This window comes from Kitasatospora sp. NPDC096147 (assembly GCF_044763225.1).
In the GTDB taxonomy this organism is placed as follows: domain Bacteria; phylum Actinomycetota; class Actinomycetes; order Streptomycetales; family Streptomycetaceae; genus Kitasatospora.
The window spans coordinates 205,019-223,793 of sequence record NZ_JBIWFX010000006.1 but is presented as its reverse complement, the minus strand read 5'-3'; the positions used below and the strand labels follow the sequence as shown (position 1 = coordinate 223,793).

Genomic DNA, 18,775 nt, shown 5'->3' with positions numbered 1-18,775 from the left:
CCCTTAAGGCACCCTGAGGGGTCGTCAGAATTCTTGTCGCGGACACGGAAAAGACCCCCGGAGGAATTCCTCCGGGGGCCTTTTGTTGACGTTATGTCAATTGCATTCCGGTCACTGGCCGGTGAGCACCTCGACGGCCGCCAGCCCGCACACCCGTGCGGCGCCGTGGGTGGCCACGTACAGGGCTCCGGCGGGCTTGGCCTGGGGCACGCCCATCTCGACCACGGCGGCGTCCGGACGGGCCGTCAGGAGCCGCGCGAGCAGCTCCGTCATCCACGGGTAGCGGTGCTCGTCCCGGACCACCAGGACCAGGCTGCGGCCCTCGGCGCCGGCCAGCAGGCGGTCGGCGGTGGCCGCCAGCGCGCCCGGGGCGGCGTCCTCGGGGCCGACGGCGGCGGTCGAGGTGCCCGGGAAGCGGTCGGCCAGCATGGCCGAGACGCCCCACGGGGTCTCGTAGCCGACCGCGAAGTTCGGCTCGGCGGAGAGCGAGGCGACGAACGGACGCTCCGTCACCGGGGCGAAGGTGCGGCCCGGGGCGCGGACCACCCGCAGGGCCCGGCGGGCGGCCCGCAGGCCGATCGCCAGCTCCGGGTCGGCCTGACCGGCCTGGGCCTCGATCCGGGCCCAGGAGCCGAGCGCACGGACCCGCTGGGCCGCGTCGGCCAGCCGCTCCTCGGCCAGCTCGCCGGAGCGCACGCCCTCGACGATGGCGTCCCGCAGGTGCAGCACCGTCTCCTCGTCGTCGTGGCCGCCGCCGACGCAGATCGCGTCGGCGCCGGCCGCGAGCGCCCGGACCGTGCCGTTGCCCATCCCGTAGGTGTCCGAGATGGCGCCCATCTCGATCCCGTCGGTCACGATCAGGCCCTGGTACCCCATCTGACCGCGCAACAGGTCGGTGAGGACCGAGCGGCTGAGGGTGGCGGGCAGGGCCGGGTCCAGTGCCGGGACCATGATGTGAGCGGTCATCACGGACTTGGCACCGGCCTCGATCGCGGCCAGGAACGGCGGCAGGTCGCGGGAGCGCAGCAGGTCCACGTCGACGTCCACCACCGGCAGGCCGAGGTGCGAGTCGATCGCGGTGTCCCCGTGGCCGGGGAAGTGCTTGGCGCAGGCGGCCACGCCGGCCGACTGCAGACCGGTCACCCAGGCGGCGGTGTGCCGGGCGCACAGCTCGGGGTCGTCGCCGAACGAGCGGACGCCGATCACCGGGTTGCGCGGGTCGGAGTTGACGTCGGCCGAGGGCGCCCAGTTGTGGTTGACCCCGCAGGCCACCAGGGCCCGGGCCAGCTCGCGGGCCACGCTCTCGGTGAGCGCCACGTCGTCGATCGCGCCGAGCGCGAGGTTGCCCGGCCAGGAGGAGCCGGACGGCGCCTCCAGGCGGGTGACGTCGCCGCCCTCCTCGTCGATCGCGATCAGCAGGTCCGGGTTCTCCGCGCGCAGTTGGGCGGTGAGCGAGGCCAGCTGCTTCAGGTCGACCACGTTGCGGCCGAACAGGGCGACCGAGCCGAGGCCGTCGGCCAGGTGCCGGCGCACCCAGTCCGGCGGCGTGGCGGTGCCGACGAAACCCGGCTGCAGGACCGTCAGGGCGTCCCGGTGGAGCTGGTCGCTGCCGGTCACGGCGGGGGTCAGGATGCTCATGCTCAGCCCTTCACGGCGCCGGCGGTGAGGCCGGAGGCGATCCGGCGCTGCACCAGGAGGAAGAAGATCACCACGGGGATGGCCATCATCGTCGAGCCGGCCATCATCGGGGCGTACTCGGTGCCTCGGGTGGTGGTGAAGTTGCCGAGCCACACCGTGGCGGTGGTGTTGGTCTGGCTGAGCAGCTGGAGCGCGTAGAGGTACTCGTTCCAGGCCTGGATGAAGCCGTAGATCGCGGTGGCCACCATGCCGGGGGCGAGCAGCGGGAAGACCACCCGGACGAAGGCGCCGGTGCGGGTGCAGCCGTCCACCATGGCCGACTCCTCCAGCTCCTTCGGGATGTTCACGATGAAGCCGCGCAGGGTCCACACCGTGAAGGGCAGCACGAAGGTGAGGTAGGTCAGGATGATGCCGGACAGCTTGTTGTACTGGCCCAGGTCGTTCAGCAGCAGGAAGACCGGGATGATCATCGCGACCAGCGGGACCATCTGGACCGTCAGGATGCCGACGATGACCACCTTGCGGCCCCGGAAGGCGAACCGGGAGATGGCCAGCGCGGCCAGCAGGCCGACCACCAGGCCGATGGCCACGGTGGAGCCGGCGATGATCAGCGAGCGCAGCACCGGCCCCCAGAAGTCGGAGACCTCCAGGGCGCGCTTGAAGTTCTCCAGCGAGAGCGGGAAGGGCAGGAACTTCGGGTCGGTCGAGATGGCGTCCTTGGACGGCTTGAGCGCCGTGTTGACCATCCAGTAGACCGGGAAGCCCAGGACCACGGCGGTGATGACGCCGAGCAGGTTGTAGAGCGGGCGTCCCTTGGGGGCCTTCTCCTTGGACTTCCGGAGCTTCGCGGCCGGGGCCGGCACGGCGGGCTGCTCGGACGCGGCGGGGGCGGCGGTGTCGGTCATCGTCACTCCACCTCTCCAATCTTCAGCATCTGTCGCATGTAGACGGCGATCACGCCGAGCAGCAGCAGAACGGTCAGCAGGGCGATGGCCGAGCCCATCGAGTAGTCGTTGACCACGAACGCCTTGTCGTAGGAGTAGGTGGTGAGCAGCTGGTACTCGGGCTCGGGGTGGCCGCCGCGCATCAGGAAGACCTGGGCGAAGACGCCCATGTCCCAGATCACGGAGAGGGTGGCCAGCATGACGATGATCGGCTTGAGCACCGGCATGGTGACGTAGCGGAAGACCTTGAAGGCGCCGGCCCCGTCCATCCGGGCCGCCTCCTCCAGCTCCTTCGGCACCTGGGTGAGGCCGGCGTGCAGGGTGATCGCCACGAACGGCACGGCACCCCAGACCACCAGGGCCATGATGATGGCGAAGCCCTGGGTGGAGTCGACGAACCAGTTGTGCTTCTCGAAGTCCAGGCCGACCTTGGTGAGCAGCCAGTTGACGACGCCGTAGTCGGTGTCGAACATCCACTTGAAGACGGTGACGGCGACCACGATCGGCATCGCCCAGCTCGCCACCAGGGCGATGTTGATCAGCGTCTTCACCCAGCCGGAGACCCGGACCAGCAGCATGGCGATCAGCATGCCGAGGACCATGGTGAAGAGCACCGCGCCGACCGTGAAGACGATCGTGCGGACCACGACGTCCCAGAACATCGAGTCGCCGAGCACGGTGGTGAAGTTCTTGAAGCCGACCCACTCGGTCGGCAGGAAGCCCCAGAGCTGGGACTGTCCGAAGTCCTGGAAGGACAGCGTGACCAGGCGGACCAGGGGGTAGCCGAGCACCACGGCCAGCACGACCATGGTCGGGGCGAGCAGCAGCCACGGGACGGCCGCCCCGCTCAGACGGCTGCCGCGCTTGGCCGCTCTGCCGGAGGCGGGCGCACCCGCCGATGATGAGGGCCGCCTTTGCGGCACCTTCGCGGTGGATGTGTCGGCACTCATCACGTGCTCCTCAACTACGCCTGGTCTTGCTTGGAGATGGGGGCGTCACGACCGGGGCCCGCCGGCCCCCTCGCGTGGTGAGGGGGCCGGCGGGCTGACGGTGGATCAGGCCTTGTTGATCAGGCCGTCGATGGCGGTGTCGGCGTCCTTGGCCGCGGCCTCGACGGTCTTCTTGCCCTGGGCGATGTCCTGCAGGGCGTTCTGCAGGACGTTCGCCTTCTCGACCTGCAGCCAGCCCGGCGCGGTCGGGACGAACCAGCTGATCTCGGCCGCGGTCGCGGTGGCCGCGGTCTTCGGGTCGGCCTTGAGCGGGGCCAGCTGGGTCTTGTTGTTGGGCAGGTTGCCCGCCTTGATGAGGGTCTCCTGCGCCTTGCTGTTGGTGAAGGCGTTGATCCACTCGGCGGCGGCGGTCTTGGCCTTCGACTTCACCGGGACGGCGAGGTCGGAGCCGCCGAGGAAGGTGGAGAGGTTCTTGCCGGACGGGCCGGGCATCACGAAGGAGACCAGGTTCTCCTTGAGCTTGCCGCCGGTCTTGTCGAACTTCGGGTCGGCGGCGGAGCCACCCTCCCAGCCGGCGCCGTAGATCATGCCGGACTGGCCCAGGCCGTAGACGATGTAGCGGTCCGCGTCGTCCTTGGTCAGGTCGCCCTTCATGTACTTGCCGAGGGCGTCCTTCCACGCGGTCAGACCCTTGATCGCCTCCGGCGAGGAGAGCGAGGCCTTCCACTTGTCGCCGTCCTGCTTGGCGATCGCGCCGCCCGCGTCGGTGACGAAGGACATCGCGGTGTACCAGTCACGCGACGGCTGGTACCAGGCGGAGAACTTGTCGCCCTGCTTGGCCTGGATCTTGTCCAGCGCGGCGGTCAGCTCCGCGTAGGTGGTCGGAGCGGCGGCGACGCCGGCGTCCGCGGCGATGTCCTTGCGCCAGGTGGCCACGCGGGCACCGGCGTAGTAGGGGACACCGTAGGTCTTGCCGTTGTAGACGGCGGAGGCCTTGAGGCCGTCCAGCCAGGCGGAGCTGTTCTCGAACTTCGAGACGTCCAGCGGGGCCAGCGCGCCCTTGATCATGTAGGGCAGCATCTCGGTGTTGCCCATCTCGACCACGTCCGGCACCGAGTCGGTGGCGAGGACGGAGTCGAACTTGGTGTTCTTGTCCTTCCAGCCGTAGTACTCGTGGTTGATCTTGATGCCCGGGTACTTGGCGGTGATCGCGTCGTCCGCCGACTTGACCAGCTCGGGCCAGTTCTGCTGGGCGTCGACCGTCAGCCAGACGGTGAGGCTGGTGGGAGCGGCCTCCGACTTGCCGTCGCCGCCCGCAGGCTTGGAGTCCGAACCACAAGCCGCGAGACCGACGACCATTGCTGCGACGCCGACCGCCGCGATGAGCTGACGCTTCACGCCATCCTCCTGAGGGATGCCCGGGTTACCCCCACCGGGGGCAGCGACATACCCGTGCATTTCAGCAGGATTGGGTGTCGCGAACCCTTGGAACGGGGTTGGGAATTCATTGTGGTCTGAGTGGTGTAGACCAGATGTCTGGAGCTTGGCCTAGACCAATGGGCGTGTCAACGGCTCCCAGAGCAAACCGGACCACCCGTTACCAAGCCGACACCGCTCATCGTTCATCGCGTGATGAGGTCCCCGTTGACAAGCCATACGTGCAACGATGTGTGCCGTTAACTGAGGAAGCGGGGTCTGGGAAGGCGCCGCGAGGACCGGGAGATACGGCCGAATGAGCAGCGACGGGGGCAGCACGGCGGCCCAGGTGACCGAACCCGAGGCCCAGGCGGAGCGGCCGGCGGCCGACCCGACCGCCCGCGTCCCCAAGTACTACGGACTCAAGCGCCACCTGCTGCAGCTGACCGAGACCCAGCCGGCCGGCACCCCGGTGCCGCCCGAGCGCGCGCTGGCCGCCCAGTTCGACACCTCCCGCACGACCGTCCGCCAGGCCCTCCAGGAGCTGGTGGTCGAGGGCCGGCTGGAGCGCATCCAGGGCAAGGGCACCTTCGTGGCCAAGCCGAAGGTGGCCCAGGCGCTCCAGCTCACCTCCTACACCGAGGACATGCGGGCCCAGGGCCTGGAGCCCACCTCCCGGCTGATCGAGATCGGCTACATCAGCGCCGACGACCACCTGGCCCCGCTGCTGGACATCAAGCCCGGCGGCCGGGTGCTGCGGATCGAGCGCCTGCGCCTCGCCAACGGCGACCCGATGGCGATCGAGGTGGCCCACCTCTCCGCCAAGCGCTTCCCGGCCCTGCGGCGCAACCTGGCCAAGCACAACTCCCTCTACACCGCGCTGCGCGAGGTCTACGGCGTCACCGTCGCCGAGGCCGAGGAGACCATCGAGACCACCCTGGCCAATCCGCGCGAGGCCGGCCTGCTCGGCTCCGACCTCGGACTGCCGATGCTCCAGCTCTCCCGGCACTCCTTCGACGCCGAAGGGGCCCCGGTGGAATGGGTCCGTTCGATCTACCGCGGCGACCGCTACAAGTTCATCACCCGCCTTCAGCGGCCCTCCTCCTGACGGAGTAGCACCCAGAGCGTCCGTTATCCGGAAAGTTCCGCACGGGGTGGTGACACGCGTCACCACGAGCCCTAGATTTCGCTGATCAGTCGATCAGTTGCGGAGCGCTCACATGTCGTCAGAAATGCCAGGGGCACGTCAGCTCCCGGCGGTCACCCCGGCACGGGTGATCGCCGGAATCTGCCTGCTGCTGCCCGTCGTCGCGATGCTCTGGGTTTCCTCGTATGCCAAGGCCACCCCCGAACTCGGCGGGATGCCCTTCTTCTACTGGTACCAACTCGCCTGGGTCCCGCTCTCGGCCGTCTTCACGGTGGGGGCCTACCTGCTGCTGCGCCGTGACGAGCAGGCCCGCCGGGCAGCGAGCGTCCCCGCTCCCCGGAAGGACGCGTCCGCATGAGCCACACCGGGATCAACTGGACCGCGCTGACGGTCTTCCTGCTGTTCTTCGTCCTGGTCACCGTGATGGGCTTCCTGGCCTCGCGCTGGCGCCGGGCGGACGACGCGCTGCACCTGGACGAGTGGGGCCTCGGCGGCCGGAGCTTCGGCACCTGGGTCACCTGGTTCCTGCTCGGCGGTGACCTCTACACCGCGTACACCTTCGTGGCCGTCCCGGCCCTGGTCTACGGCGCGGGCGCGGCCGGGTTCTTCGCGGTGCCCTACACGATCGTGGCCTACCCGCTGGTCTTCCTCTTCCTCCCCCGGCTCTGGTCGGTCTCCCGGGTGCACGGCTACGTCACCCCGGCCGACTTCGTGAAGGGGCGGTACGGCTCCAAGAGCCTCTCGCTGGTGGTCGCGCTCACCGGCATCCTGGCCACCATGCCGTACATCGCGCTCCAACTGGTCGGCATCCAGGCCGTGCTGGACGTGCTCGGGGTCGGCGGCAGCGCGGACAGCAACTGGTTCGTCAAGGACCTGCCGCTGTTCCTGGCCTTCGCGGTGCTGGCGGCCTACACCTACTCCTCGGGCCTGCGCGCCCCGGCGCTGATCGCCTTCGTCAAGGACACCCTGGTGTACCTGGTGATCATCGTCGCGGTGATCTACATCCCGATGCGGCTCGGCGGCTTCGGCGCGATCTTCGACGCCGCCGCGCAGAAGTTCTCCACCGTCAACCCGGCCACCGGCAAGCCGGCCGGCTCGCTGATCACCGGGCCGAACGCGCAGTGGACCTACGCCACCCTGGCCTTCGGCTCGGCCCTGGCGCTCTTCATGTACCCGCACTCGGTGACCGGGGTGCTGGCCTCCAAGTCCCGCAACACGGTGCGCCGGAACATGGCCATCATGCCCGCCTACTCGCTGATGCTCGGGCTGCTCGCGCTGCTCGGCTTCATGGCCATCGCGGCCGGGGTCGGCAAGGGCGTCAAGGGCTTCAACCCGCAGCTCTCGGTGCCGCAGCTGTTCGAGAACATGTTCCCGGACTGGTTCACCGGCGTGGCCTTCGCCGCCATCGGCATCGGCGCCCTGGTGCCGGCCGCCATCATGTCGATCGCCGCCGCCAACCTCTTCACCCGCAACATCTACAAGGAGTACCTGAAGCCCGGCGCCACCCCGGCGGACGAGACCAAGGTCGCCAAGATCGCCTCGCTGCTGGTGAAGGTCGGCGCGCTGGCCTTCGTGCTGGCGATGGACAAGCAGTTCGCCATCAACCTCCAGCTGCTGGGCGGCATCTGGATCCTGCAGACCTTCGTCTCCATCGTCGGCGGACTGTTCACCCGGTGGTTCCACCGCTGGGCGCTGCTGGCCGGCTGGGCGGTCGGCATGGTCTACGGCACCTGGAAGGCGTACGGGGTCTCCTCCCCCGCCACCAAGCACTTCGGCGGGAGCTCGGCCGTCATCCCCGGCGTCGGCGAGATCGGCTACATCGGTCTGACCGCCTTCGTGCTGAACGTCCTGGTCGCCGTGGTGCTGACGGTGGTGCTCAGGCAGCTCAAGACCCCCGAGGGTGCCGACGAGACCAGCAAGGCGGACTACACCGCCGAGGCCCCCAAGCCGGCCGCCGGATCGCCGGAGGCTCCGGAGCCCGTCGCGGCGCACTGACGGCGCCACGGCGCACCGATCCGTGCCGCGCGCGCCCTGTGATCGCGCCGTCTCCCCGGTCAACACTGGGGGGACGGCGCGATCATTGGGTAGTAGGACCAACGGGGAGAGCACATGGATCACCGCAGCACCGTCCTCAACGGCAGCAGCACCGGCAACGGCGTCCTGGAGACCACCCGCCCCGCCGAGGACGGTGAGCGCCGGACAGCGCCACTGCCGTCGGCGCTGATCGCCACCAGACACGGCGAGTCGATCGCCAACGTGGAGTTCCAACTCGCGGCCGAGACCGGCGCGATGGCCGTCCCGATCACCTGCCGGGACGCCGACATCCCGCTCTCCCTGCACGGCCAGGCCCAGGCCCAGGCGCTCGGCCGCTGGTGGGCCGCGCTGCCCCCGGCCGACCGCCCGCGCTCGGTCTGGTGCTCGCCGTACGTGCGCACCGCCGAGACCGCCCGGATCGCACTGGCCCAGGCCGGCGGCCTCGGCGCGGTGCCGGTCGGCCTGACGGTCCGTTACGACGAGCGGCTGCGGGACCGCGAGCTCGGCGTGCTGGAGATGCTCACCGCCGCCGCGATCGAGAAGGAGCACCCGGGCGAGGCCGCCCGCCGCCGCAAGATGGGCGAGCTGTACTACCGGCCGCCGGGCGGCGAGTCCTTCCTGGACGTCGCCCTGCGGATGCGCAGCCTGCTCCGTGACCTCGCCGAGGAGGAGGCGGGCCGGCCGGTCCTGGTGGTCTCGCACGACTGCCCGGTGCTGATGCTGCGGTACGTCCTCGACCGCCTGACGGAGCGCCAGCTGCTCGACCTCGCCCCGGTGGCCAACTGCTCCGCCAGCCTCTGGCGGTCCCGGGACGGCCGGCTGCGCCCGGAGCTGTGGAACTCGGCCGAGCACCTCTGAGCCACCGTCCGGCAACCTCCTCGGCGGGCCGCGCACCCCCCTCGTCTAAGCTGTCGCCATGATGGGGTACTCGGGTGGGCGGCAGCGGCTGGTGGTGGGGCTGTTCGCGTTCGTGGTCGCCCTGGGCGCCACGATACTGACCGGCGGGGGCGGACCGGCCCCGGCCTCCCCGCAGAACCCCACTGCCAATGCCGCCGCCACCGGCGGGCCGTCCGCCGCGCCGTCCGCCTCCCAGCCGTCCAAGCCCAAGGGCCTGCCGATCGGCATCGCCTACGGCGACCAGCTGACCTGGGAGTCGGACGCCAACCTCGCCCTCGGCCTGGACGACGCGGTGAACACCGGCTCCAAGTGGGTCCGGGTGGACCTGTCCTGGGCCAACATCCAGCCGGAGAACTCCAAGCGCTACGAGTGGCAGCGCTTCGACCGGGTCTTCAAGGCGGCCCGGGACCGCAAGCTGGAGGTGATCGCCACCATCGGCTACACCCCGCCCTGGGCCCGCAAGCCCGGCTGCACGAACGACGTCTCCTGCGTCCCGGCCAACCCTGAGACCTTCGCCGCCTTCGCCCGCAAGGCGGTCGAGCGGTACGCCCCGCAGGGGCTGCACACCTGGGAGATCTGGAACGAGCCCAACATCCCGTTCTGGTACCCCAAGCCCGACCCGGCCGCCTACACCGACCTGCTGCGCGCCACCACCAAGGCGATGCGGGCGGCGGACTCCCAGGCGTTCCTGGTGATGGGCGGCCTGGCGGCGGTCGGCACCAACCCGGACAAGAACTTCGTCTCGCACTCCGACTACCTCACCGAGGTCTGCAAGCTCGGTGCCAACAAGCTGGTGGACGCGATCGGGTACCACCCGTACACCTACCCCCACCTGCCCAGCGCCAAGACCGACTTCGGCACCGCCTTCGAGGCGATCAGCAGCTCCAAGGGCAACCTGGTCGCCGTCCTGGAGACCTACGGCACCCCCGACCTGCCGATCTGGCTGACCGAGACCGGCGCGGCCACCAACGGCCCGGGGGCCGCCGCGGACGGCACGACCATCCCGCCGAACGCCACCCACGTCACCGAGGCCTACCAGGCCGCGATCGCCCTGGACACCGTCCCGGCCGCGGCGGCCAACAAGCACGTGGGAGCGGTGTTCTGGTTCTCCGGCAAGGACGAGGGCACCGAGAAGGACCGGCAGTTCCGCTCGAAGTTCTACGGCCTGCGCTACCACGACGGATCGCCGAAGGCCGCGCTGAACTCCTGGAAGGCCGCGATCAGCGCCTACGAGGCCCAGCACCCCCAGGGGTAGCGGCACCCCGGGGGCGCCGCCCGGCTCAGAGCGAGCGGAACAGCTCCAGGTAACGCTCGGTCAGCCCGTCCCAGGCGTACCGGCGTTCCACCTCGCGGCGGCCCGCGGCGCCCAGCCGGTCGGCCAGCTCCCCGTCGGTGAGCAGCCGGCGGCAGGCCGCCGCCAGGGCCCCGGCGTCCCCGGGGGCCACCAGCAGTCCGGTCTCGCCCTCGGTCACCACGTGCGGGATGCCGCCGACCGCCGAGCCGACCACCGGGGTGGCGCAGGCCATCGCCTCGACCAGGGCCATGCCGAAGGACTCCGCCTCGGTCCGCGAGGGCAGCGCCAGCACGGCCGCCCCACGCACCTCGGAGACCAGCTGCTCCCCCGTCAGCTCGCCCACCGCCTCGACCCGTTCGGCCACCCCGAGCCGACCGGCCAGGGCCAGCAGCTCCGGCACCGCGTCGCCGCCGCCGACCAGCCGCAGCCGGGCGTCGGGCAGGTCGGCCAGCCGGGCGAACGCCTCGACCAGCACGTCCACGCCCTTCCAGGCCGAGGTGCGGTCCATCCGGCCGACGTAGAGCAGGGTGCGCGGCCGGCCGGAGGCGGGCGGGCCGGGGGTGAAACGGGCGGTGTCCACGCCCGGGGTGATCTGCACCGCGTGCGGCTGCCCGGCCGCCAGCGAGACCGGGGAGACCGCGACCAGCGCCTTCGCCCGGCGGAACACCCTTGGCAGCACGGCCCGTTCGTACCCGCCGATCAGCCGGTCGGCCAGCCCGCTGCCCGGCTCGCCCTTGTGCATCGAGCCCGCGTGGTAGGTGAGCACGGCCGGGCGCCGGCCGCAGACCGCGACCGCCAGGTCGGGCAGGCCCGGCACCGGGGCGTGCGCGTTCACCAGCTCGGCGCCGGTGCGGCGCAGCCAGCGGCGCAGCTGGAACGGCCAGAGCGGGCTGAGCGGGGTGTTGGAGAGCTTCAGCCAGGCGCCCAACCGGACCACCCGGACGCCCTGTTCGGTGGTGACGGTGGTGCGCAGGCCGGACGGCCGGGTGGTGATCACCACCGGCTCCAGGTCCGGCGCGGCGGCCAGCGCGGCGGCGATCCGGGCGGCGTAGTGCTCCACCCCGCCGACCTTGGGCGGGTAGTAGGGCGCCACCACGGCGACCGTCCGCCGGGTACCCGTGGTCGTGCTCACCGGGCCGTCACCTCCGTGTAGTGCCGCTCCAGGCCGTCCAGGAACTCCTCGACGCCGTACCGCCCGGCCCGCGCGGCCGAGCCCTCGCCGAGCCGGGCCAGCAGCCCGCGGTCACCGAGCAGTCCGCCGAGCGCGGCGGCCAGCGCGGCCGGGTCGCCGGGCTCGACCAGCGCGCCGTTGTCCGGCCCGACCAGTTCGGGCAGGCCGCCGACCCGGGAGGCCACCAGCGGGCGGCCGAGCTGGAGCGCCTCCAGCGCGACGGTCGGGAAGTTCTCCGGCCAGAGCGAGGGCAGCACCACCACCGAGGCGGCCCGCAGCCGGGCGGCCACCTGATCGCCCGTCAGCCAGCCGTAGAAGACCACCCGCCCGCCCGCCACCAGATCGGCGGCCCGCTCCTCCAGCGCGGCCCGGGCCGGGCCGTCGCCGACCACCGAGAGCCGGGCCCCGGGATGACGGGCGGTCAGCCGGCGGAAGGCGTCCAGCAGCACGTGCACGCCCTTGACCGGCTCCAGCCGGCCGACGTACAGCAGCTGGTCGTCGGCGGTCAACGGCTCGGGGCGGGTGGTGCGCGGGATGCCGTTGGGCAGCACGTGCACCGGCACCCGGCCGACGTCCGGGCGGACCGTCTCGGCGAAGTACCGGCTGGGCGCCAGCACCCGGCTGACCCGGCGCAGCCGGGGCAGGTAGGCGGGCCGCTGGAGGAAGCGCAGGTAGAGGTAGCGGGCCCGGTCCCCGGCGGAGAGCGGGCCGCCGGCCGAGGCGGAGGCGAGGTTCCACCGCAGCAGGTCCCGGGTCCAGTCCTCGGGGCCGTGCACGGTCAGCACCCGGGGCACCCCGGCGGTGGCGGCCAGCACCGCCGGGCTGAACTCGCCGATGGTGTGCAGGTGGACCACGTCCGGCCGGAAGTCCCGGACCGTCCGGCGGACCGCGCGGTACGCGGGCCGGTGCCAGAAGTAGCCCAGCAGCCGGGCCGCCGCGCCGCCGGAGATGCCGGGCACCAGCTCGTCCGCGAACACCGGCCGGCCCTCGGCCAGCCGGTCGGTGGCCACCACCCGGACCCGGTGCCCCCGGGCGGTCAGGCCCTCGGCGATCAGGCGGACGCTCTTCTCCGCACCGCCCGCCTCGAAGCCCAGGTTGACGATCTGCAGCACCCTCATGCGTGACTCTCCGCCGTCCTCGGCCGGCCCGGCACCCACGCCCCGGAGTCCGGCCGGTCCACGTCCTGCGGGCCGTACGGCCCCTGACCCTCCGTCGGCCGCCCGTACGACCCGCCGGGCTCGCCCCCGTACGGTCCGGCCGGCGCACCCTCGTCCGGTCCGGCCGGCTCGCCCTCGGGCTGCCGGGGCCGCGCCCAGTACGGCAGCCGGTGCTGGGCCGGCGGCACCTCGACCGGCGGCACCGGCGGGGGCGGCGGCGGGGCCGGCGGGCGCGAGCCGCGACCGAGCGCCAGGCCGGCCAGCGCGGCCAGCCCGGCCGCCAGGTTGCCGACCGCCCAGGCCCAGCCGAACCAGACCAGGCCGCGCGGCGCCCAGGACAGGGCCAGCCCGATCGAGACCGTCACGTAGAGCACGTTGCAGGCCACCAGGGTCTTCAGCTGGCCGGTCAGCTTGAGCACGAAGGTGGCCCAGGTGTTCAGCGCCACCGCCCCGGCCGCCACCGCCAGCGCGGCCAGCAGCGCCTGGGCGTGCTCGGCGTAGCCGTGGCCGAACAGCTTCAGCACCAGGCCGCTGCCGAGCGCCACCACGGCGGCGGCCGGGATCTGCACCGCCGCCATGATCACCGCCGAGCGGCGGAGCAGCACCCCGAAGCGGGACGGGTCGTAGGAGGCCTCGGCGAAGACCGCGTCGCCGACCGACCAGGAGATCGCGTACAGCAGGGTGGCGATCTGGTAGGCCACGTAGTAGTAGCCCGCCGCCTCGGCGCCCAGGTGGTGCAGCACGATCAGCGGGGTGACCAGCTGCGGCAGCAGGTTCAGCAGGCTGGCCGAGTAGCTGGCCACCGAGAACCGCAGCTGCTCGCGCAGCCGGGTGCCCCGGGTGCGGAAGTCGAAGCGGAAGCCCAGCTTGCGGTGCAGCAGCACCTGGGCGGCCAGTGCGGCCACCACGTACCCGCCACCGGTGGAGCCGACGATGCCGAAGGTGCCGAAGCCGACCAGGGCGGCCGGCAGCGCCAGCTTGGCCAGGCCCTGGAGCAGGCCGTCCACCAGCACGTTGAACTGCGGCACCCGGGCGCCGACGAAGACCGACTTGGTCAGCAGGTTCACCCCGGCGCAGGCGCAGAGCACCACGAAGGCCACCGCCACCAGCGGGTTGTCCCGGACGAAGAGCAGCTTCTCGCCGTAGAGCGGCAGGCCCAGCAGGTAGCCGGTGGCGAGCAGGCAGGCGACCACCGAGACCAGCGCCAGCGACTGGGTCAGCTGCCCGTTCCGGGAGGTCCTGGCGGCCGGGAAGCGGATCAGCGTGCTGTCCAGGCCGAACTGGCTCAGGTAGGCGATCAGCGTGGTGGCCGAGATCAGCGAGGTGGCCAGGCCGACCTGGCGGGCCGGGTAGAAGTTGGCCACCACCACCCAGAACAGGAAGCCCAGCCCGGCCGTGACGGCGGTCGAGGCCAGCATGAAGAGCGAGCTGCGGTACATCTGGTCGGCCGGGCGGGCGTGCCGCCGGGCCGGGCGGCCCTCCTGACGGCCCGTCCGCTCCCGGTCTCGTTCGCCGGGGCCGCCCCGGTGTCTAGCCACGGTGCTCCCGGTACCAGCGCAGCAGCGTGGCGGCGTGCTCCGTCCAGTCGAAGGAGCCGGTGGCGTAGCCGCGCGAGTAGCGCCCCATCCGCTCCCGCAGCTCCTGATCGCCCGTCAGGGCGGCCAGCGCGGCGCGCAGCACCTCCGGGTCCCGCTCCACCAGCCGGACCAGCCCGCGGTCCAGGGCGTAGGGCGCGTAGCCGGGGTCGTCGGTGGTCAGCACCGGCAGTCCGGAGGCCATCGCCTCCTGCACGGTGAGCGGGAAGCCCTCCGCGGTCGAGGGCAGCGCGAAGACGTCGCAGGCGCGGTACAGCACGGCCAGCCGCTCGGGGGTCAGGGTGCCCAGGTGGTGCACCCCGGCCCGGCCGGCCAGCGGGGCCGAGTCGCCGTCCCCGGCGAACACCAGGTCGTGGCCGGCCGCCGGCCCGTGCGCGGCGAGCAGCAGGTCGAAGCCCTTCTTGGGCACCAGCCGGCCGGCGAACAGCACCAGCGGACGGTCCTCGGGCAGGCCGAACTCCTTGCGGGCCCGGGCGCGTTCGTCCGCATCGGCGGCCGGGCGGAACAGCTCGGTGTCCACCCCGTTGGCCAGGTGCACGGCGCGTTCGGGGCGGGCGCCGTGGCGCAGCACGAACGCGGCCACCGAGGCGTTCAGGGTGATCACCCGGCGGGCCCGGCGCAGCAGCGCCCGGCCGGCCACCGCGTAGACCGCCTGCTGGACGCCGCGGACCACGGCGGACGGGTGCTGCACCATCCCGACGTGCTGGGTCAGCAGGTGCGGGGTGCGGGTGAGGAGGGCGGCCAGCCCGGCCGCCCAGGAGGTCAGGTAGAGGCAGTCGTGCAGGTGCACCACGTCGGCCCGGCGGGCCAGCCGCAGCGCGGTGGTGAGCACCGTCGGCGCCAGCACCGGGAACGGCACCCCGGCCTTCTCCGCGCCGTTCCAGGCCGCCACCCGGACCACCCGGACGCCCTCCTCCAGGGTGCTGGAGGAGCGCTCGCCGCTGGTCAGCACGGTGACCTCGGCCCCGGCGGCGGCCAGCCGGACGGCCTCCTGCCGGACCACGTTCTCCACGCCGCCCAGGTGCGGCGGGTAGTAGTGGCTGACCAGCAGGACCCGCACAGGCGCCTCGGTGGTGCTCATCGGTAGATCGCCGCCCCTTCGCTGCTGTAGATCCGGTTCTTGGTCGAGTCCAGCAGGCCGACCGGGTACTGATAGGTGATCAGGTCGCCCTGGTAGGCGAAGGTCACCTGGCCGCTGCGCACGGTGGCCGTTCCCAGGATGACGTAGGCGTGCGCGCGCACCGCCGTCGGGAACAGGTCGCCGACCGCCGGGCCCTCGATCAGGGTCTGCAGCCGGGCGAAGGTGTACGCGTCGGTCTGCACCAGCTGCTGCGGCTTCTGGCCGGCCGTGGTCCGCTCCAGCCAGTACGCGGCCAGCCGCTCCTCGGTGGTGGGGTGGTAGATGTCGTACGCCCGGCCGGAGTTGTTCAGCTGGAGCTGGGCCGGGTAGCCGCCGAGCAGCTGCGGCACCACACCGGTCAGGTCCAGGAAGAGGCCGGTCACCAGCACGCAGACCACCGGCACCGCGCGCCGGCCGGCCCAGCGGGCCAGCCAGAGGGTGCCGGCCGCGACGAACGGCGCGAACACGAACAGGCCCTGCTGGAAGGCGCGCAGCACGCCGTAGTCCACCGAGAGCTGCGGCACCACGGTGAGCAGCGCGATCACGGTGACCGCGCCCACCGTCAGGGTGAGCTGGTCGCGGACCGGCTGGAAGATCCGCCGCCGGGCCCGGAACGCCACCACCACACCGACCAGCAGCAGCACCTGGAGCAGCTGGGCGGCGCCCTGCCGGAGCAGCGAGTTGAGGCCGGAGACGCTCACCCCGACCGCCTCCAGGGCCCGCCCGGCCGCCGTCGGCGGCAGCTCCTCGACCGGGGCCAGCCCGGTCTTGTAGGCGTCCACCGTGGCCATCGGGAGCAGCTCCCCGGCCGCCCGGTCGGCGGCGGTCCACTCGACGCTGGCGCTCCGGTAGTCGGTGATCCGCTGCTCGGGGCTGACCCGGCCGCCGCCGAACACGCTGTACCCGGTGTCGGAGGAGCCGCTCTTGACCGATCCGGGGTCGACCAGGCCCTTGACCACCCCGGCCACGGTGCGGCCGAGCTGCCCGTTGGTGTGCGTCACCGGCCCGGCCCAGAGCAGCGCCATCCCGGCCGCCAGCAGCACCATCCACCAGGTCACGAAGGAGGCCGCGTGGTCCCGGCGGGGGCGGCGGCGCGGCTTGCGGCCCTTGCGCAGGGCCAGCAGCCGCCAGCCCAGGTCCACCGCCACGCCGAGGCCGAGCACCGCCACCATCAGGTAGATGGTGGAGTAGTGCGAGAGCACCACGCCGCCGAGCAGCACCAGGAAGAGCACCCGCCGGGTGCGCAGCGGCCGCGCCCCGTCGGTCAGCACCACCATGGCGCAGCCGATCAGCAGGAAGGCCACCTCCTGGCGGCCCAGGAAGGTCATGTCGGTGAAGAAGGTCGGGAAGACCATGAAGTAGACCGCCGACAGCAGGGCCACGAACTGCGGGGCGACGTTGCGCACCGAGCGGTAGACCAGGACCGGGGTGAAGGCGAACAGCAGCGGCAGCACCAGCTTGAAGACGTAGACGTCCGAGATCGCGGTGAGCCGCACCAGGCTGACCGGCAGCAGGGTGATGCTCAGACAGGCGTTGTAGGCGTCGGGGTAGGCGGAGACGTCCCAGTAGCCGCCGCCCAGGGTGAGCCGGAAGTACTCGTACTCGCGCTGCACGTCGTGCCCGACGATGTACCAGCCGCGCAGCGAGTTCAGCAGCAGCAGCGAGGCCGAGGCGGCGTACAGCCCGAGCGAGACCAGCGGGGCGGAGTACCGGCGCCGACGGACCGTCAGCAGCACCAGCAGCGCGGCGATCACCACCAGCGCGGCCATGCTGGTCTTCCCGCTGAAGCCGTTGTTCAGCCGGGTCGGGCCGGCCACCGAGAGCACCAGGGCCAGCGCGCCCAGCCCGGCCACCGGGCCCAGCCCGTACGGGAGTCCGGGCCGCCGGGGGGCCTTCGCGGCGCGCGGCTCCTCGGGCAGGAAGGTGCCGAGCAGCACCAGGGTCATCGCCATCGCGCCGGACAGCGCGCGCCGGCTCAGCGGGTGCTCGTCGCCGAACAGCGGGAGCACCGTGTTCACCCCGAGCGCGATCACCAGGTCGGTGATCACCGTCAGCCCGACCGCCAGCACCAGCACGGCCTCCCGGGTGGAGACCGCCTTGGCCGCGACCCCGCGCCAGAACACCGTCGGGGCGACGAACAGCAGGTACAGCCCGGCGGCGGTCTGGAGCGCGCCGGGCGCACCGGCCCAGGCCTCGACCAGACAGGCCAGCGCCACCCCGAGCAGCACGCGGCTGCGCCGGTGGAGCCGGCCGAGCAGTTGGAGCAACCTCATCTTCATGCCCGTCCTGCCGGGTGCGGGTGGACCTCGGCGTAGACCTGCTCGACCCGGGCCGCCACCGACTCCCAGGAGTATGCCGTGGCCGCCCCGGCGGACTGCCGGGCCAGCCGCAGCCGCAGCTTCGGATCGGCCGCCAGCCGGTCCACGGCGGCGGCCAGCGCGGCCGGCTCGGGGGCGGCCAGCAGGCCGACGCCGGTGAGCAGTTCGGTGCTGCCCGGGACGGCGGTGGCCAGCACCGGCAGGGCGGCGGCCATCGCCTCCAGCACCACCAAGGGCATCCCCTCGCGGTCCGAGGGCAGCACCAGGGCGTCCGCCGCGCGGTAGGCCGCGAGCAGCTCGGGGCCGAGCAGGCCGCCGGCGAACTCCACGCCGGTCAGCCCGAGCCTGGCCGCCTTGGCCTCCAGGTGCCCGCGCAGCTCGCCGTCGCCGACCACCCGCAGCCGGACCGGCTCGGTGGTCAGCGCCAGCGCGTCCAGCAGCCGGTCGACGTTCTTCTGCGCACCGAGCCGGCCGACGAACAGCAGCTCCAGCGGGCGCCCGGTGGGCTCGCCGCTCTCACGGACCGTCAGGAAGTACTCGGGGCCGACACCGTTCGGCACCACGAAGACCCGCTCGGCGGGCACCCGGTAGGCGTCCCGGACGAAGGCGGCCTGGGCCTCGGTCAGCACGATCACCCCGGCGGCGGCCCGCATCACCCGGCCGAACACGTGCTTCTTGTAGTGCGGCAGCAGCCGGCCGAGCGGGCCGGAGGCGTCCACGTCCAGGTGGAAGTGGAGCAGGTAGCGCTGGCGGCGCAGCAGTGCGGTGAGCGCCACCAGCTCGGGTATCAGGGCGTGCGCGCAGTGCAGGTGCAGCACCGCGTCGCGCGGGGCGGCCAGCAGCGAGAGCGGCAGCCCGGGGGCGATCGCGGTGTGCGCGACCTCCACCGCCCGGTGCCGGCGGACCGTCAGGGAGCCGTCGCCGGAAGGCTCCTCGGCCTGGCGCCGGGGCGCCCCGTCCGCGCCGAGCACGGTGGTCACCACCCGCACCCGGTGCCGGCCGGCCAGTTGCCGCGAGAGGTGCTCGACGACCCGCTCCAACCCGCCGAGGTGCGGCGGGTAGTACGGGGTGACCTGCAGGATCGTACGCATCAG

Annotated in this window: 15 protein-coding genes; 5 read left to right on the top strand and 10 right to left on the bottom strand. The window is 72.4% G+C overall.

All coding sequences use genetic code 11. The features are described 5' to 3' along the window. Positions 1-111: 111 nt before the first annotated feature. From ACIRBX_RS21265 to ACIRBX_RS21250, 4 genes are all read right to left on the bottom strand, one after another. The gene (locus ACIRBX_RS21265; RefSeq protein ID WP_402298612.1) at positions 112-1,638 is read right to left on the bottom strand and encodes a glycoside hydrolase family 3 protein; all 1,527 of its coding nucleotides are present in this window, start codon (positions 1,636-1,638) and stop codon (positions 112-114) included. Positions 1,639-1,640: 2 nt separating this feature from the next. Beyond that, positions 1,641-2,543 carry a carbohydrate ABC transporter permease gene (locus ACIRBX_RS21260; RefSeq protein ID WP_402298611.1) on the bottom strand — a complete coding sequence of 301 codons (903 nt, stop codon included), beginning with the start codon at positions 2,541-2,543 and terminating at the stop codon, positions 1,641-1,643. Between the two features lie 2 nt (positions 2,544-2,545). Further along, positions 2,546-3,532 (bottom strand): carbohydrate ABC transporter permease, encoded by a 987-nt coding sequence (locus ACIRBX_RS21255; protein ID WP_402298610.1) that lies wholly within the window; start codon positions 3,530-3,532, stop codon positions 2,546-2,548. A gap of 105 nt (positions 3,533-3,637) precedes the next feature. Continuing rightward, on the bottom strand, positions 3,638-4,930 hold the full coding sequence (locus ACIRBX_RS21250; protein WP_402298609.1) for an extracellular solute-binding protein: 1,293 nt from the start codon (positions 4,928-4,930) through the stop codon (positions 3,638-3,640). 334 nt (positions 4,931-5,264) lie between these two features. Here ACIRBX_RS21250 and ACIRBX_RS21245 point away from each other — a divergent pair, with 334 nt between their 5' ends. From ACIRBX_RS21245 to ACIRBX_RS21225, 5 genes are all read left to right on the top strand, one after another. Further along, on the top strand, positions 5,265-6,056 hold the full coding sequence (locus ACIRBX_RS21245; protein WP_402298608.1) for a GntR family transcriptional regulator: 792 nt from the start codon (positions 5,265-5,267) through the stop codon (positions 6,054-6,056). Positions 6,057-6,180: 124 nt separating this feature from the next. Next, complete coding sequence (locus ACIRBX_RS21240; protein WP_402298607.1) at positions 6,181-6,453, top strand: DUF3311 domain-containing protein; 273 nt, start codon at positions 6,181-6,183, stop codon at positions 6,451-6,453. After that, entirely contained in the window at positions 6,450-8,090 is a 1,641-nt protein-coding gene (mctP, locus tag ACIRBX_RS21235) for a monocarboxylate uptake permease MctP (protein ID WP_402298606.1), read from the top strand. Before ACIRBX_RS21240 ends, mctP begins: the two co-directional genes overlap by 4 nt. 114 nt (positions 8,091-8,204) lie before the next feature. Continuing rightward, entirely contained in the window at positions 8,205-8,987 is a 783-nt protein-coding gene (locus ACIRBX_RS21230; protein ID WP_402298605.1) for a histidine phosphatase family protein, read from the top strand. Between the two features lie 58 nt (positions 8,988-9,045). Further along, positions 9,046-10,281, top strand: coding sequence for a cellulase family glycosylhydrolase (locus ACIRBX_RS21225; protein ID WP_402298604.1), 1,236 nt, complete (start codon positions 9,046-9,048; stop codon positions 10,279-10,281). A 25-nt stretch (positions 10,282-10,306) separates the two neighbouring features. Here the strand turns inward: ACIRBX_RS21225 and ACIRBX_RS21220 are convergent, their stop codons facing one another. From ACIRBX_RS21220 to ACIRBX_RS21195, 6 genes are read right to left on the bottom strand one after another with little or no spacing between them, the layout of a single operon-like run. Beyond that, positions 10,307-11,452, bottom strand: a complete 1,146-nt coding sequence (locus ACIRBX_RS21220; protein ID WP_402298603.1) for a glycosyltransferase family 4 protein — start codon at positions 11,450-11,452, stop codon at positions 10,307-10,309. Beyond that, positions 11,449-12,609 (bottom strand): glycosyltransferase family 4 protein, encoded by a 1,161-nt coding sequence (locus tag ACIRBX_RS21215; protein WP_402298602.1) that lies wholly within the window; start codon positions 12,607-12,609, stop codon positions 11,449-11,451. Before ACIRBX_RS21215 ends, ACIRBX_RS21220 begins: the two co-directional genes overlap by 4 nt. Continuing rightward, entirely contained in the window at positions 12,606-14,186 is a 1,581-nt protein-coding gene (locus ACIRBX_RS21210; protein WP_402298601.1) for a lipopolysaccharide biosynthesis protein, read from the bottom strand. The genes ACIRBX_RS21215 and ACIRBX_RS21210 overlap by 4 nt, the downstream gene beginning before the upstream one ends. Beyond that, entirely contained in the window at positions 14,179-15,324 is a 1,146-nt protein-coding gene (locus ACIRBX_RS21205; protein ID WP_402298600.1) for a glycosyltransferase family 4 protein, read from the bottom strand. The genes ACIRBX_RS21210 and ACIRBX_RS21205 overlap by 8 nt, the downstream gene beginning before the upstream one ends. After that, entirely contained in the window at positions 15,321-17,642 is a 2,322-nt protein-coding gene (locus tag ACIRBX_RS21200) for a hypothetical protein (RefSeq protein ID WP_402298599.1), read from the bottom strand. Before ACIRBX_RS21200 ends, ACIRBX_RS21205 begins: the two co-directional genes overlap by 4 nt. Continuing rightward, a complete protein-coding gene (locus tag ACIRBX_RS21195) occupies positions 17,639-18,772 on the bottom strand; it encodes a glycosyltransferase family 4 protein (RefSeq protein ID WP_402298598.1) in 1,134 nt (377 codons plus the stop codon). The genes ACIRBX_RS21200 and ACIRBX_RS21195 overlap by 4 nt, the downstream gene beginning before the upstream one ends. Positions 18,773-18,775: the final 3 nt, after the last annotated feature.

What these genes read in the sequence shown, in the direction of transcription:
- ACIRBX_RS21265 (WP_402298612.1), bottom strand. Translation starts at nt 1,638, where the DNA reads ATGAGCATCCTGACCCCCGCCGTGACCGGCAGCGACCAGCTCCACCGG.
- ACIRBX_RS21260 (WP_402298611.1), bottom strand. Translation starts at nt 2,543, where the DNA reads ATGACCGACACCGCCGCCCCCGCCGCGTCCGAGCAGCCCGCCGTGCCG.
- ACIRBX_RS21255 (WP_402298610.1), bottom strand. Translation starts at nt 3,532, where the DNA reads ATGAGTGCCGACACATCCACCGCGAAGGTGCCGCAAAGGCGGCCCTCA.
- ACIRBX_RS21245 (WP_402298608.1), top strand. Translation starts at nt 5,265, where the DNA reads ATGAGCAGCGACGGGGGCAGCACGGCGGCCCAGGTGACCGAACCCGAG.
- ACIRBX_RS21240 (WP_402298607.1), top strand. Translation starts at nt 6,181, where the DNA reads ATGCCAGGGGCACGTCAGCTCCCGGCGGTCACCCCGGCACGGGTGATC.
- mctP (WP_402298606.1), top strand. Translation starts at nt 6,450, where the DNA reads ATGAGCCACACCGGGATCAACTGGACCGCGCTGACGGTCTTCCTGCTG.
- ACIRBX_RS21230 (WP_402298605.1), top strand. Translation starts at nt 8,205, where the DNA reads ATGGATCACCGCAGCACCGTCCTCAACGGCAGCAGCACCGGCAACGGC.
- ACIRBX_RS21225 (WP_402298604.1), top strand. Translation starts at nt 9,046, where the DNA reads ATGATGGGGTACTCGGGTGGGCGGCAGCGGCTGGTGGTGGGGCTGTTC.
- ACIRBX_RS21215 (WP_402298602.1), bottom strand. Translation starts at nt 12,609, where the DNA reads ATGAGGGTGCTGCAGATCGTCAACCTGGGCTTCGAGGCGGGCGGTGCG.
- ACIRBX_RS21205 (WP_402298600.1), bottom strand. Translation starts at nt 15,324, where the DNA reads ATGAGCACCACCGAGGCGCCTGTGCGGGTCCTGCTGGTCAGCCACTAC.
- ACIRBX_RS21200 (WP_402298599.1), bottom strand. Translation starts at nt 17,642, where the DNA reads ATGAAGATGAGGTTGCTCCAACTGCTCGGCCGGCTCCACCGGCGCAGC.
- ACIRBX_RS21195 (WP_402298598.1), bottom strand. Translation starts at nt 18,772, where the DNA reads ATGCGTACGATCCTGCAGGTCACCCCGTACTACCCGCCGCACCTCGGC.